The sequence below is a fragment of the Rhizobium mulingense genome (assembly GCF_029194105.1).
In the GTDB taxonomy this organism is placed as follows: Bacteria; Pseudomonadota; Alphaproteobacteria; order Rhizobiales; family Rhizobiaceae; genus Rhizobium; species Rhizobium mulingense.
Map to the genome: position 1 here is coordinate 626,071 of NZ_JARFVE010000003.1, position 13,898 is coordinate 639,968.

Below are 13,898 nucleotides of genomic sequence, written 5' to 3' on the forward strand. Positions count from 1 at the left end.
GTCCTAAAGTCCGAATTCTATGTCCATTCGTCCGGAAATGGTGCGACGCACAACGCCAGGTGAAACGCTGGTGATTCGCTTGAATGCGCGAGCGAAAGAAGCTTCAGATTCATAGCCCAGTTGGGAAGCGACCTCGGCAACCGACATGTTTTGACCGAGCAACTCTCGTGCAAGCTGCATTCGCAGACGGGCGAGATACCGTGCCGCGCCTTCCCCTAAGATGGCGCTGAAGCGTTCCGCGAAGATCGAGCGCGATTGACCTGCCACGCCAGCAAGGGTCTCAAGCGTCCAGTCATGGCCGGGATCTCGGTGCATGGCTGCCAGCGCACGACCGATATGAGGATCACGGATCGCGGCGAGCCAGCCACTGGTCGAGGCGCCGCTGCAATTGACCCAGCAGCGAATAAGCCGCGCGACGAGGACGTCCGCCATGCGTGACAAGACCGTGGCGCTGCCTAGCTGGGGCTGCGACGCCTCTGCCGTCATGGCGGCGAGGAGGGGGCCGACGATCGGATCATTGCCAGCAACATCACAACCCTTGATGATCGGTGGCATCAAAGCGATCAACGGGTTGAGGGCATTCGCACCCAAGGCCATGGAACCGCAGAACAAGGTGCTCGTCGCTCCTGTTCCTTCCTGCACCACTTCGCAGACATTGCCCCCCAGCTTGGTGACCTGGCAGCTCTTGAGCGAGTCCCCGACAACATCGGGCTTGCTGGCCAGTCGGTGTTCGACACCTTGTGGCAACAACACCAGATCGCCGTCCTGCAACTCCTGCCATCCTTGCGCTTCGGTATGGATCCAGCATGGCCCCTCACTGACGAAATGAAAGCGAAGCAGCTGTTGCTGCGCAAAGGCGATGCTCCATGGATGACGTAGCTCGCAGCGGCCGTAATTGACTCCACTCAGGCGAAAGTCCCGGAGAATTTCGCTGAGTGCGTCCGTAGGAATTTGCGTCGGAGACTGGGATGAACGATCAAGCATTGGGATAATTTATATGCCGACAGTCCGGACTGCAAGTAAGGCAGCCAGCTCTGAGGTCATCAATGGGAATGGGAGCAACTGACCCTCCCGGTGTAGAATTCCAATGTCCAGCTAGCTGACCTGCGACCCCGCTCACCAATGGAACAAAAAGCCGACCAGAGCTCACGTATGGTGGTATCATCTTCACGATCGGCTTCGTTACCGGGACAAATCTGCAGATCGATCTCAAGCCGATCATCCTCAAGGCTCTACGGATTCAAGGAAACAACACGGGATCGGCGGGGGACTTCGGCAAGGCTATGAAGGCCATCGAGGCTGCCAAGATCGTTCTGGTGGTGGCCAAGCAATTCAGTATTGACGATGTCCCAGAAGCCTATCGCGAACAATCCAAGGGGCCGGTTGGGAAGCTCTCCATCGATTGGACTGGTAAGTCTCTTTCTCAGGAATGTCCGGGCTTAGCGTAACCCTGCGCGGGCGCGAGCCAATGGACTCGGTCAACACCGAAATAATCGATCTTATCCACAAGGGCTGGGCCGGAAATGAGCGGAGAGTTTACCGTGGTAAACCCGGGGCAGGGAGCTGAGCAACGGCGCGTAAAAATCTTCTCTCGAGCCTAATCGGGTTACGGTTTTCTGATTCAGCAGGGGACACTGGCCGTGATCAGTTGGCCGGTCATTGACGAAAGCGGCAACAACCGGAGTTGACGCGAAACGCCTTTTTGACGATACGGCGCGGTGGGGCGTATGGCGAAATCCCCATGAGGCGGTGGAACAAGTGCGGAGCATGGGTTTGAAACGGGCGGTCGATTTTCTTCTGGCTGTGATCGCGTCGGTCATCCTGCTCGTTCCGATCCTTGTCGTCGCTCTGTGTGTTCGGCTGACCTCGCCGGGGCCAATCCTCTACTGGTCAAAACGTGTCGGCCGCTTCAATCAGATCTTCCTGATGCCGAAATTTCGCAGCATGCGCGTCGACACGCCGACGGTTGCCACACATCTGCTCGAGAATCCGGATCGGTTTCTGACGCCCATCGGCTCGTTTCTGCGCAAATCAAGCCTCGACGAATTGCCGCAGCTCTGGTGCATTCTGGGCGGCAGGATGAGCTTTGTCGGGCCTCGGCCGGCGCTCTACAATCAGTATGACCTGATCGAACTGCGGACAGCCCACGGCGTCGATAAACTCCTGCCCGGATTGACCGGTTGGGCGCAGATCAACGGCCGCGACGAGTTGCCGATTCTGGAGAAGGTGAAATTCGATGTCGAATATCTCGAGCGGCGCTCGTTCGGTTTCGACATGCGCATTCTGTTTCTGACCGCCGGCAAGGTGATCGGCCGCAAGGGAATAAGGCATTAAGTTACCAACTTCCGATAGATAAGCGGTGCGGAAGACCTTGATTCCCGATTATTTCAGTTGCGCTCATTGTAGAAACTGACAAGAAGGTGATTGTCTGATGATCTGCGAGACGCTGGGAAGCAATGCCTGAAAATACCCCCACTGAGACGCCACGCTCAGCATGGTTCTTAGTGCCGATGCAGGCGCTCGTCGCCCCTTTGCTGGCGATGCCGCGTGCTGCCAAACGCGCGCTCGCCTTGCTGGTGGATTCAAGCTTTTGCGTCCTGACGATCTGGCTGGCGTATTGCTTCCGCCTGAACGAATGGACCGTTCTGACCGGCGTGCAGTGGTTGCCGGTCTTTGTGTCCCTGTGCATGGCCCTTCCGATCTTCATCGTCATGGGCATGTATCGGGCAATTTTCCGTTACGCCGGTCTTGCCGCTTTCATCGCGGTTCTAAAGGCTATTGCGATCTACGGCGTCGCCTTCATGACGATATTTACGGCGCTGAGCGTTCCGGGCGTTCCTAGAACGGTCGGTATTCTTCAGCCCTTCCTGCTGCTGATTGCGATCGGACTGTCGCGGTTGGGTATCCGCTATTGGCTCGGCGATACCTATCAGCGGATCCTTCACCAGAATACGCTCGCCAAGGTGCTGATCTACGGGGCAGGAAATGCCGGCCGGCAACTCGCCGGCGCCCTGACGAACAGCGCCGAACTCAATGTCGTCGGTTACCTGGATGATGATCCGCGTCTTAAGGGCGGCATCATGGGCGGCTTGCCGATCTACGACCCGTCGGACCTTCCGGTGCTCGCCGAAGCTCTTGGCGTGCATAACGTGCTTCTTGCCCTTCCATCCGCATCGCGGCAGCGGCGCAACGAAATCCTCGAGCGCATCCGCAAAGCCAGGGTGAATGTTCGCACGTTGCCGGATCTGACGGCGCTTGCTCAGGGCCGTGTCGCCGTCTCCGACATTCGCGAGTTGGAGATCGAAGACCTGCTGGGCAGGGAAGCGGTAGCGCCGCGGCAGGAATTGCTCGACAAGGCGATGCGCAAAAAGGTGGTGATGGTCACGGGCGCCGGCGGTTCCATCGGCGGGGAACTTTGTCGCCAGATTCTGCGCAATGCGCCTTCGACCCTCATCCTCATCGATCAGAATGAGTTTTCGCTTTATAATATTCACGCCGAATTGCTAAAGCTGGCCGAACTTTACCAGCAGGAAAGCGTGCAGATCGTTCCGATCCTTTGTTCCGTCCGCGACCAGGACCGCATGGAACATATCATGCAGAGCTGGCAGCCTCAGACGCTCTATCATGCGGCCGCTTACAAGCATGTGCCTCTCGTCGAACATAATGCCGTGGAGGGCATCAAGAACAACGTCATGGGGACGCTGATCACCGCACGCGCGGCGAACAAATGCGGCGTCTTGAATTTTGTGCTGATCAGCACGGACAAAGCCGTGCGTCCGACGAATGTGATGGGCGCCAGCAAGAGGCTGGCGGAGATGGTTCTGCAGGCGCTCGCAGCAGAACCGGCCGTTGACAGAGTGCGCACGAAATTCTCCATGGTCCGGTTCGGAAACGTGCTCGGTTCCTCCGGATCCGTCGTGCCGCTGTTCCGGCAGCAGATCAAGGACGGCGGGCCGGTTACCCTGACGCACCCGAAAATAACCCGGTACTTCATGACCATTTCGGAGGCCTCGCAACTGGTCATTCAAGCAGGCGCCATGGCCGAGGGCGGGGATGTTTTCCTGCTCGACATGGGCGAGCCCGTCCGCATCGCAGACCTCGCCCGCAAGATGGTCGAGCTTTCAGGATTGACCATCCGCGACGAGGATAATCCCGAAGGGGACATCGAGCTTTCCGTTACCGGCCTGAGGCCCGGCGAGAAGCTTTATGAAGAACTTTTGATCGGGGATAACCCTGAAACAACCGAACATCCCCGGATTATGAAGGCGCGCGAGGATTTCCTGTTCTGGCCGGAGCTTTCGAAGAAGCTCAGCTTGCTCAACGCGGCATTGGATCGCAACGATATGGTCGCGGCACGCGCGACCTTGGCAGAGCTCGTCTCCGGCTATTCCTCAACCGGTGAGGTTTCGGATCTTGCCTTCACCGGCGCCGAGACCGTTCCGGCGGCCTAAAGACGACAACGCGCAAGCGTCGAGCGCAGGAATTCAGCTTCACACGACGGGCGTGAAGACTGTGCTACCCCGATCCAAGCAAATCAGGGCGACCATATAGGCGAAGATCGGATCCAGTGCCTTTTGGTTGAACATGATGCCGACGCTGCCGGTAACAATGTAGCTGCTGGTGAGCAGAAGAGCGAGCGCCATGGACAGGTCCCTGCCGGGACCGGGTTCCTTTTTCCACGCGGCTATCAAGGGCGTCAGGAGCAGCAGCGAAAGCGCCGCGATGCCGACAACGCCGGCGTCGATTCCCGCTGTCAGAAAGCCGTTATGGACATGCGAGAAGGTCAAGTATGGCCGCATGCTGTCGGGTAGTTCCGCCAAGACCGAGGCCATCCTGTTTTGCGGGCCATAACCGGTCAACGGGTCCTTGCTGATGGCTGACAGTGCGCCTTTGTATAAAGCGACTCGTGCGCTGAGTGAGGTAATCTCACCTTCACTGCGTTCAAGCGCTGCCATATTTTCCTGCAGCGCGTGGATGCGGTGGATGATCTGGCCGCTGCCGAGCGCGATAAGTCCCGCAAACAGCAAAGAGCCGGTGATAGCGAGACTGCGCGAACTCAGATGGAAGCTGTGTTTGCGAAAATACCAGAGAAGGATGACGAGATGGACGGGAATGGCCAGCCACGCCGAGCGCGTTCCCGAAAGCAGCACGCAGCCGAGGCCAGCGGCATATCCCAAGATCGCAATTCTTTGCTCGACGCTTTTAGGAGATTGAACGTTAAGAAGCGCAACGCCGCCGAAAAGAAGGCCTATGATTCCGAGGAGTGCGGCATTCGACGTCCCAGCCTCTGCTCTCTCCATCAGAAACATGATCTGCAGCAGGCTGACGAGAAAGGTAACGATCATGCCGATCCCGGCGCCGAGGATAAATAGCGGCACGAGACGGCCATCGGGAGATTGGCGCATTCGCGGCAATATCAGCCAGATCGAAAAGAAGGGCAGGAGCCGGAATATCCAGTCTGCGACTTCGGAGTAAGGCGGGTTAATGAAGATGCTGGCGATCATCACCAGCGGGTAGATCGTCATGCAGATGGCGACTGCCCGGTCCGATTTCGAAAAGTTCAGCGGAAAGCGGGCCGTCGCCAGTAAGTAGATGCCCGAGAGCATCGACCCGAGGAGGATGAACCCGTTGAAATTAGGTGAAAGTCCGGGCAGGATTGCGAAGAGAAAAACCGCAATGCCGTTGGTTCGATCAAGCGCGCTTCCGGACCCGCTGCCGGGATGAAGTACCGCAATCACGAGTTGCCTGAAATAATTCACTTTGCTGATCCTGAGGTGTCATTGATCCAGCCTCGCTAAGGACCGATGTCACCGCTGTCAAGCTGTGCGCGCGGGCCTAACTCGCGCTTTTCTCACTATTGTATTCCGGCAACAGCAAACCCGGATGCTTCTTGCTCTATCGGTGATGCGCCGCAGCGCCCGGCAACGGCAAAGCTGATGCGATGACGAAAGACGTTTGAAGTGCGGCCTTGCCGTGGGTTTGTCATTTCCGCGTATGGAAGCACACGATCCGGCTTTATCGTTATTCCCGCTGGCGCGGCTTATTCGTTGATGTCTCCAGCTAACGCCAATATGAGCGGGCCGAGCTTTCCGCCGATGATCGACCAAGGAGATAACCGAAGCCGAACGCCGCAATACCGATGCCAAGCAACAATGCGCTTGCCGTGTGCGGGTGGTCTCTCGCGCCGGCGGTTACTGCATAGGCCCCGCGTTTCACTCGGCCAGCCGCCGATTGGGCGGCCTTGGCCAATCCTTCCGGCTGTTCGACGGGTGTGCCGGTGAAGCCGGCGTCCAAATCCTGTTTGTCAGCCATGTCGGGACCTTTCCTGTGTTGCCCATCCTAAATTTTGATCGAGACTGCAGTTTCAATCCTGCTCACGTGTGCCGGGTGAGGCTTCGCGTTGATCCGCGTCTTCGAGATCCGTCTTGACGAGGAAGGTGTCGCGATGCTCGCGCGACGCCTCTCGCAGTGCCTCGAGCCTGGGAGGATTGTCCGTCTCACCCCGTGCATCGAGCTCGTGCTCGGCGCGGATCCAGTGATCCCGATGCTTGCCCTCCGGCCTTCCTTCCTTCTCCCACAGCGAGTATGCCCTTTTCCGGATCTCGTCCTCGCGGGTGGCTGGCTGAGAACCGATGCTCTGCTCTGCGGGTTCCTGAATGGCTCGACGTGCCGTCTTCCCTTTGCCTGCGCCGGCTGGGGGTGAAGCCTTCAGCCGCGTGTCGTCGGTCGCGATTTCGTTTCTTCTGCGTCGTAACGGATTTTTCATCGGCGCCTCCTTGATGGGATCTCAACCAATTCCGCTGATCTAAGTTCCCATTGGCTGCATTTTGAACGCCAATGTATCCACGTGCCTTGGCAACCGTGTCACGACTGATATACTAGTATGCCACAACGAATGTCCGGTACCGTTTATGAGACAAGATGCAGAAACCGCCGCGCTTTTGGGCCCGAGCTCGCAGGAAGCCGGCCGCAGGCTACGCCGCGTCACCACGGCCGGCGCCATCTACGAGCGCCTTTATGCCGACATCGTCTCGCTCCGAATGCCGCCTGGTCTGTTTTTGCAGGAAAAGCGGATTGCCGACGAATTCGGCGTCAGCCGCACACCGGTGCGCGAGGCGTTGCTGAGGCTCTCCGAAGGCGGACTTGTCGATATCTTCCCGCAGTCGGGCACCGTCGTGTCGCGCGTGCCGGTTTCGGCGATTCCGGAGGCGGTTATCGTGCGAAAAGCGCTCGAAGGCACGACCGCCGAAATGGCGGCTCAGACCGCCACCGCCGCCGATGTCGCCCGCCTCGATGCCATTATCGCCCGACAGCGCGCGCATGCCGCGGCCGGCAACGCCTCAAGCTTCCACGAGGAGGACGAGGCCTTTCATGAGGCGATCACGCAGATATCAGGTTATCCCGGCATCTGGGCGATCCTGAAGACGGTCAAGGTGCAAATCGACCGGGCAAGGCGGCTGACGCTGCCGGCGCTTGGGCGTATGGGCAACGTGGTGTCCGAGCATATGATCATCCGCGACGCCCTTGCCGCCCATGATGCAGCGGCCGCCCGTAGCACCATGATCCACCACTTGAGCGCCGTTATTCCCGATGTCGACGAGCTGCGCTCGCGTTACCCCGATTATTTCTGCTGACGGCAGGATCACCACGAAACGAAAAGCAAGGGAAGGAAGAAAGATGCGGCAGGGTTGGAGATGGTTCGGGCCGGAAGCGCCGGTGACGCTGGATGAGGTCCGTCAGACGGGCGCGACCAATATCGTCTCGTCGCTGCATCAGGTGCCGATCGGCAGGGCTTGGACGGAAAAGGAAGTGCGCGAACGCCAATCGCTGATCGAGACTACGCCTGCCGATCGGTCGCCGCTCGTCTGGTCGGTGGTCGAAAGCATTCCGATTCCCGACGCCGTCAAGCGCAAGGGCGGGGCGGCAAAGGCCGAAATCGAGGCGTGGATTGCCAGCCTCGAAGCGGTCGCCGCCTGCGGCATCCCGATCGTCTGCTATAATTTCATGCCGGTCGTCGACTGGACCCGCACCGAACTCGATTTCGTGACGCCGACCGGCGCCACAGCCATGCGCTTCGATCACGAGCGCTTCGCAGCCTTTGACCTCTTCGTTCTGGAACGGCCGGATGCGAGACAGCAATATTCGGCGGAAGACCGCGAACGGGCGCGTGTCGTCTTCGAGGCGATGTCGGAGGAGGAGATTGCCGAGATCACCCGCATCATCACTTCGGCTCTGCCCGGCTCGACCACCGAGCCCCTGACCATTCCGGCCTTCCGGGAAAAGCTGGTCGCCTATAGCGGCATCGATGCCGCACGGCTGCGCCGCCATCTGATCGAATTCCTGGAGGCGGTGACGCCGGCTGCCGAAGCCCGCGGCGTCAAGCTGACGCTGCATCCCGATGATCCGCCGCGTTCGCTGTTCGGTCTTCCCCGCATCGCCTCCACAGGGGATGATTATGCCGCGCTCTTCGATGCAGTGCCGTCGGCGGCGAACGGCATGTGTTACTGCACCGGCAGCCTTGGCGTGCGCGCCGACAACGACCTGCCGGCCATCGCCCGGCGCTTCGCCTCGCGCATCCACTTCGCCCATCTGCGCGCCACGACGCGCGAGGGCGACGGCCGGACCTTCCATGAAAGCGCGCATCTCGAAGGCGACGTCGATATGGTCGCGGTGCTCAGGGAGCTGGTGGCGGAAGACAAGCGCCGGGGTGGCGAAGACACCATCGTCTTCCGCTCCGACCACGGCCACCGCATGCTCGACGATCTCGACAAGGTCGTCACCCCCGGCTATCCGGCGATTGGCCGCATGCGCGGCCTTGCCGAATTGCGCGGCATCCTGCATGCGTTGGGCGCGCCGCCGACCTGAGGGCGTCCCGTGGTTTCATCGGAAATCAACGCGCTCTGAAGCTTGAGCAACGCTTCAGAGCGCGCAACCCTTCAAAAAAAGATCGGCGCACATCTTCGCCCTGGCGGCGATCTCCTCATTCCCAGGCGGCTGTTGCTGGCGCAGCATCGCCGCGCGCTGCGGCTCCAAGATCATCATGCCGCGCAGCATGCCGCAGGCAGCATGCGGATCGTCAAGCGCAATCAGCTTCCGGTCGATCTGCTTGCGCAGCCAATTCTCCATCAAGGTGTTGGTTCTGACGATCGCTTTCTCATAGAAGGCACTGGCGATCTCGGGAAAACGGTCGGATTCGCTGATGACGAGCCGGGTCACGGTGATCGTATCCAGCGACAGCGTCAGCATGCCATAGGCCGTCAGCATGCGCTCCAGTCCCTGTCGGACATCCGCCGCGGCGAGCGTGCCGGGGTCAAGCGCCGTGAGGAATCGTCCCGTCCGCTCCGTGATCATTTCGGAAAAGAGATCGGCCTTCGTCGGAAACAGCCGGTACAGCGTCTTGGTCGAAACCCCCGCTTCTTGAGCGATCGCGGCAATGCTGGCGGCGGCATAACCGCTCTGGTGGAATTGCCGGTTGGCCGCCTCGATGATCACGCTTTTCGTATCGTCGTCGCAACGGATTTGCGGCCGGCCCCTCGGTCTCTTCTCGATTTTGTGATTTTGGACCATGACTATTTTCCAAATTCTGATTGACATCGATTTTATAGTGCATATTTTGGAAAGTATCAAGTTTCCTAAATAGCATTCCAGGCGAATTCAGAGGCCGCAGCCCAAGAGACGGCGACCGTCATCAGGAGAAGACAATGACCATCAAGATGCTGCATCCCCTCAACAACAACGCGGCTCCCGAAACTGCTGCCGAAGCCGCCCCGGCAAGCCTCGATGCCGGCCAGCCGCTGCGCATCGCCGATGCTGCCGCTGTCGAGGAAAGTCCCGCCCGCCGGCACGGCGGCCGCTCCCTGCTCGTCGGCGCCACGGCGCTGGTGCTGATTGCCGCCGGCGGCTACTACGGCCATGATTACTGGACGGTGGGCCGCTTCCACGTCTCGACCGACGATGCCTATGTGAAGGCCGACAATAGCACCATCGCCCCCAAGATTTCCGGCTATCTCGCCGAGGTCCTGGTGATGGACAACGAGACGGTGAAGGCCGGCCAGCCGCTCGCCCGCATCGACGACCGTGACTTCAAGGCGGCCCTCGATCAGGCCAGGGCCGACGTCGCCGCCGCGGAAGCGACCGTCAACGCCAAGCAGACTTCGCTCGATATCCAGCAATCGACGATCGCTGCCGCCCGCGCCACCGTCGATGTCGATCGCGCCAACGAGACCTTCGCCGAGCAGAACAACAAGCGTTATTCGAACCTCGCCACCAGCGGTTATGCCCCGGTCCAAACGGCGCAGCAGGCGGCCTCGCAAATCGCCGCTGCCCAGGCTTCGATCGTCCGCGACACGGCCTCGCTCGATGCCGCCGTCAAGCAGCTCGATCTGCTGAACGCCGAGCTGGCCCAGGCAAAGGCGGCCCTTGCGCGCAGCCAGGCCATCCAGCACCAGGCCGAGCTCAACCTTTCCTATGCGACGATAACAGCCCCAGTCGACGGTACCGCCGGCAACCGGACGCTGCGCGTCGGCCAATATGTCCAGGCCGGCACCCAGCTGATGTCGGTCGTGCCGACGCGGGCGGCCTACATCATCGCCAACTACAAGGAAACACAGCTGACCGACGTTAAGGCCGGCCAGCCGGTCGATATCGAGGTCGATATGTTCCCCGGCCGCACCTATCGCGGCCATGTCGACAGTCTCGCTCCGGCAAGCGGCCAGGAATTCGCGCTGCTGCCGCCTGACAACGCCACCGGCAACTTCACCAAGGTCGTTCAGCGCATCCCGGTCAAGATCGTGCTCGACGGCGACGCTGCCGAAAACGGCGACCTGCGCCCCGGCATGTCGGTACAGCCTGATATCGATACCAGGAACGACCGTAGCTAGGCCGGGGACGAGGAGTTCGTGTCATGTCCACCATTGCAGCAACAGCCATCGCCGTTCCGCGGGAAAAAACCGGCGCCAGCACCAGAGACTGGATCGCCGTCCTCGCTGGCATGTCGGCGCCTTCATGGCAATCCTCAACATCCAGATCACCAATGCCTCGCTGCTCGATATCGAAGGCGGCATCGGAACGGGCGTCGACAACGGCGCCTGGATCTCCACTTCCTACCTGATCGGCGAGATCGTCGTCATTCCGCTGACGGCCTATTTCAGCAGCGTCTTCTCGTTCCGCCGCTATATTCTCGTCAATTCCATCCTGTTTCCGCTGTTCTCGATCGCCTGCGCCTTCGCGCATGATCTCGGCACGATGATCCTTTTGCGCGGCCTGCAGGGTTTTGCCGGCGGCGTACTGATTCCGATGGCCTTCACCATGGTTCTGACCAAGCTGCCGAAACCGCAGCAGCCGCTCGGCCTGGCGATCTTCGCGCTCTCCGTCACCTTCGCACCGGCGATAGGCCCGACCATTGGCGGTTATCTCACCGAAAACTATGGCTGGCAGACGATCTTCTTCATCAACGCCATCCCGAGCGCCGTCATGGCGGGCGCCCTTGCCCTGACGCTCAACAAGCAGCCGATGCAGCTTCGCCTCCTTAAGGAGGGCGACTGGGCCGGTATTGTCACCATGGCGATCGGCCTCTCGGCGCTGCAGACGGTGCTGGAGGAAGGCAACAAGGAGGACTGGTTCGCCTCGCCCTTCATCGTCAAGCTCAGCATCCTCGCCTTCGTCTTCCTCGCGGCCTTCATCTGGATCGAGCTGACCGTCAAGAAGCCGCTGGTCAAGCTCAGCCTGCTGACGCAGCGCAATTTCGGCATCGGCGTTGCCGTCAACGTGCTGGTCGGCGTCGCGCTTTTCGGCACTGTTTACATCCTGCCGCAATATCTCGGCCAAGTGCAGCGCTACAATGCCGAGCAGATCGGCAACGTGCTGGCCTGGACCGGTCTGCCGCAGCTGCTGCTGATTCCGCTCGTGCCCCTAATGATGAGGCGCTTCGATGCGCGTTATATCGGCTTTCTCGGCATCTCGATCTTTGCGATCAGCTGCTTCCTCAACATCACGCTTTCGGCCGATACCGCCGGCGACCAGTTCTGGATTCCGAACATCGTGCGTGCCGTCGGTCAGGCCCTGGTACTGACGCCGATCACCGCCATCACCACCGCCGGCATCGCAGCCGCGGATGCCGCCGCCGCCTCGGGGCTCACCAACATGCTGCGCAATCTCGGCGGCGCCGTCGGCACGGCAACACTCGGCACGGTGCTGACCAAACGCGAGCAGTTTCATTCCAACATAATCGGTCAGTCGGTAACGCTCGGCCGCGATGAAGTCCGCGATCGTCTTGCACAAACGACCGCCTATTTCATGCAGCACGGGATTTCCGATCCTGCCGTCGCTGCACACAAGGCCGTTGCCGCTCTCGGTCAGATCGTCAGGCGCCAGGCCCTCATCCTGGGCTTTGCCGATACTTTCGCCGTCATCGGCGTCGTGCTGGCCATTGCTGCAGTCGCCTTGCTGCTCACTCAAAAACCGCGGCCCGGCGCTGGCGCCGGCGCCCACTGACAATCGGCACCGACTAACGAACAACGGTTCCGAAATAAGAACTGCTTCGCGCGCCGACGGGGCGCGCGAAGCCTTTATGGCAAGATCTCGACCGTAAAGGCGAAACGCGCCGTGGCCCCCGGCGACAGGATGGTGGTGTAGGGCCGTTGCGATAGCTCGGCCGAACCTCCGGCTTCCGCCGCCGTTCCGTGCCACGGTTCGACGCAGAGGAAGCGCGCGCCTGGTTTGGTCCACAGGGCAAGGTTGGGCAGGTTTTCGAATTGGAACCGCAGGCTCGGCCCGCCTTCGCCGCCGTAACGCAGCCCAGCGCCAGCACCCTTCGGGAAAATCATCGCGTCCTTCTCGAACATGGCGTGATCCAGCACCAGCCGGCCTTTATCGAATGGGGAGGGCAGTGAGGCCGGATTGATAAGGCCCCCCTCCAGCCGCACGAGCCCTGGCTCGCCTTCATTGTCGAGCGTGATGGTGTGCGGGCGCCCGGCAGCGCCAGGCAACGGCCAGACGAAGGCCGGATGGAAGCCGAGACCGAAGGGCAGCGCCCTTGCGTCGCGATTGTTTACTTCTGCCGTCACCGTCAACGCGCGTCCTCGCACCGCATGTTCCACGGCCAGCAGGAAATCGAACGGATAGACCGCCCGCGTGGCTGCCGAGGCAGGAAGTTCGTGCCGGCACATGGTCGGCGTGGACGCGGCGAGGCTAAACTCGCTCCGCCGGGCAAAGCCATGCTGGGCCATCGGGTAGACCGTGCCGCCAATCGCCAGCTTGTCATCAGCCGCCTTGCCGACGATCGGAAACAGGATCGGCGACCGTCCGGCCCAATAGGTCGCATCGCCCGTCCACAGCCAGGAGCGCCCATCGTTGCTGGTGAGCGCCTGCATCTCGGCACCTAGAGAGGAGACGTCGACGGCAAGATGCTGATTGCCGATCCGTATTGAGCTTGGCATCGCAATTTCCTTTCGCCCTGATGGGCCGGCCTTTACGTCATTTTCGTATGGCGCCCAGTCTGGCGAGCACTTCGTTTGGGATGCCGTAACGCTGGATGGCGTCGCGATTGTTTCGCAAACCGCAGCTCTCGCGCTGAACGAAAAATGCCCAGACGGCATCGGAGGCTTCGTTGAGCAGCCTCTCGCGTTCCTCCGCGCTCTGGCGCTCGACGGCCCAGGCTTTTAACGCGGCCAGCGCTGCCTCCACCTTCAGCCCATGCCGCCCGAGCGAATTGGCGCGTTCCGACATCAGCCCATATTCGAGGACGTTGAAGCCATTGGCGTCCTGCTGCGACTGCCTGAAAGACTGCGGTAGGCGAACGCTCATTGGTTTGGAAATCCTTAAATCAGCGTAGGCGGCGATATTATCCAATCGGAAGCCGGAGATCGAGAGGGTGGAAGCGGGCCCTATCCCGACGTTTC

General features: G+C 60.5%; 13 protein-coding genes and 1 pseudogene. 7 read left to right on the top strand and 7 right to left on the bottom strand.

Features of this window, described 5'->3' with window-relative positions:
• Window positions 1–3 precede the first annotated feature (3 nt).
• Window positions 4–984, bottom strand: a complete 981-nt coding sequence (locus PYR71_RS07840) for an AraC family transcriptional regulator (RefSeq protein WP_275618886.1) — start codon at window positions 982–984, stop codon at window positions 4–6.
• A gap of 299 nt (window positions 985–1,283) precedes the next feature.
• Between PYR71_RS07840 and PYR71_RS07845 the strand changes: the two genes are divergently transcribed.
• The 3 genes from PYR71_RS07845 (at window position 1,284) to PYR71_RS07855 (ending at window position 4,451) form a co-directional block, all read left to right on the top strand.
• A complete protein-coding gene (locus PYR71_RS07845) occupies window positions 1,284–1,448 on the top strand; it encodes a hypothetical protein (RefSeq protein WP_275618887.1) in 165 nt (54 codons plus the stop codon).
• Window positions 1,449–1,767: 319 nt separating this feature from the next.
• The gene (locus tag PYR71_RS07850) at window positions 1,768–2,334 is read left to right on the top strand and encodes a sugar transferase (protein ID WP_275618888.1); all 567 of its coding nucleotides are present in this window, start codon (window positions 1,768–1,770) and stop codon (window positions 2,332–2,334) included.
• 122 nt (window positions 2,335–2,456) lie between these two features.
• Window positions 2,457–4,451: a polysaccharide biosynthesis protein gene (locus tag PYR71_RS07855; protein WP_275618889.1), complete on the top strand. Its 1,995-nt coding sequence runs from the start codon at window positions 2,457–2,459 to the stop codon at window positions 4,449–4,451.
• 39 nt (window positions 4,452–4,490) lie between these two features.
• Here PYR71_RS07855 and PYR71_RS07860 read toward each other — a convergent pair whose 3' ends face one another.
• The 3 genes from PYR71_RS07860 to PYR71_RS07870 form a co-directional block, all read right to left on the bottom strand.
• On the bottom strand, window positions 4,491–5,759 hold the full coding sequence (locus tag PYR71_RS07860; RefSeq protein WP_275618890.1) for an O-antigen ligase family protein: 1,269 nt from the start codon (window positions 5,757–5,759) through the stop codon (window positions 4,491–4,493).
• Between the two features lie 301 nt (window positions 5,760–6,060).
• Complete coding sequence (locus PYR71_RS07865) at window positions 6,061–6,312, bottom strand: hypothetical protein (RefSeq protein WP_275618891.1); 252 nt, start codon at window positions 6,310–6,312, stop codon at window positions 6,061–6,063.
• A gap of 52 nt (window positions 6,313–6,364) precedes the next feature.
• The gene (locus tag PYR71_RS07870; protein WP_275618892.1) at window positions 6,365–6,766 is read right to left on the bottom strand and encodes a DUF2934 domain-containing protein; all 402 of its coding nucleotides are present in this window, start codon (window positions 6,764–6,766) and stop codon (window positions 6,365–6,367) included.
• A 145-nt stretch (window positions 6,767–6,911) separates the two neighbouring features.
• Between PYR71_RS07870 and PYR71_RS07875 the strand changes: the two genes are divergently transcribed.
• A complete protein-coding gene (locus PYR71_RS07875) occupies window positions 6,912–7,634 on the top strand; it encodes a GntR family transcriptional regulator (protein WP_275618893.1) in 723 nt (240 codons plus the stop codon).
• Between the two features lie 43 nt (window positions 7,635–7,677).
• A complete protein-coding gene (gene uxuA / locus PYR71_RS07880) occupies window positions 7,678–8,865 on the top strand; it encodes a mannonate dehydratase (protein WP_275618894.1) in 1,188 nt (395 codons plus the stop codon).
• A 54-nt stretch (window positions 8,866–8,919) separates the two neighbouring features.
• On the opposite strand, the gene PYR71_RS07885 is transcribed toward uxuA, so the two are convergent.
• Complete coding sequence (locus PYR71_RS07885; protein ID WP_275618895.1) at window positions 8,920–9,567, bottom strand: TetR/AcrR family transcriptional regulator; 648 nt, start codon at window positions 9,565–9,567, stop codon at window positions 8,920–8,922.
• A gap of 134 nt (window positions 9,568–9,701) precedes the next feature.
• Here PYR71_RS07885 and PYR71_RS07890 point away from each other — a divergent pair, with 134 nt between their 5' ends.
• Window positions 9,702–10,880, top strand: a complete 1,179-nt coding sequence (locus tag PYR71_RS07890) for an HlyD family secretion protein (protein ID WP_275618896.1) — start codon at window positions 9,702–9,704, stop codon at window positions 10,878–10,880.
• A gap of 23 nt (window positions 10,881–10,903) precedes the next feature.
• Window positions 10,904–12,492: pseudogene (locus PYR71_RS07895) on the top strand (DHA2 family efflux MFS transporter permease subunit).
• 74 nt (window positions 12,493–12,566) lie between these two features.
• On the opposite strand, the gene PYR71_RS07900 reads toward PYR71_RS07895, so the two are convergent.
• Together PYR71_RS07900 and PYR71_RS07905 are read right to left on the bottom strand one after the other, a co-directional pair.
• Window positions 12,567–13,436: an aldose 1-epimerase family protein gene (locus PYR71_RS07900; protein ID WP_275618897.1), complete on the bottom strand. Its 870-nt coding sequence runs from the start codon at window positions 13,434–13,436 to the stop codon at window positions 12,567–12,569.
• A 37-nt stretch (window positions 13,437–13,473) separates the two neighbouring features.
• Window positions 13,474–13,803, bottom strand: coding sequence for a DUF6665 family protein (locus tag PYR71_RS07905; protein ID WP_275618898.1), 330 nt, complete (start codon window positions 13,801–13,803; stop codon window positions 13,474–13,476).
• Between the last annotated feature and the right edge of the window lie 95 nt (window positions 13,804–13,898).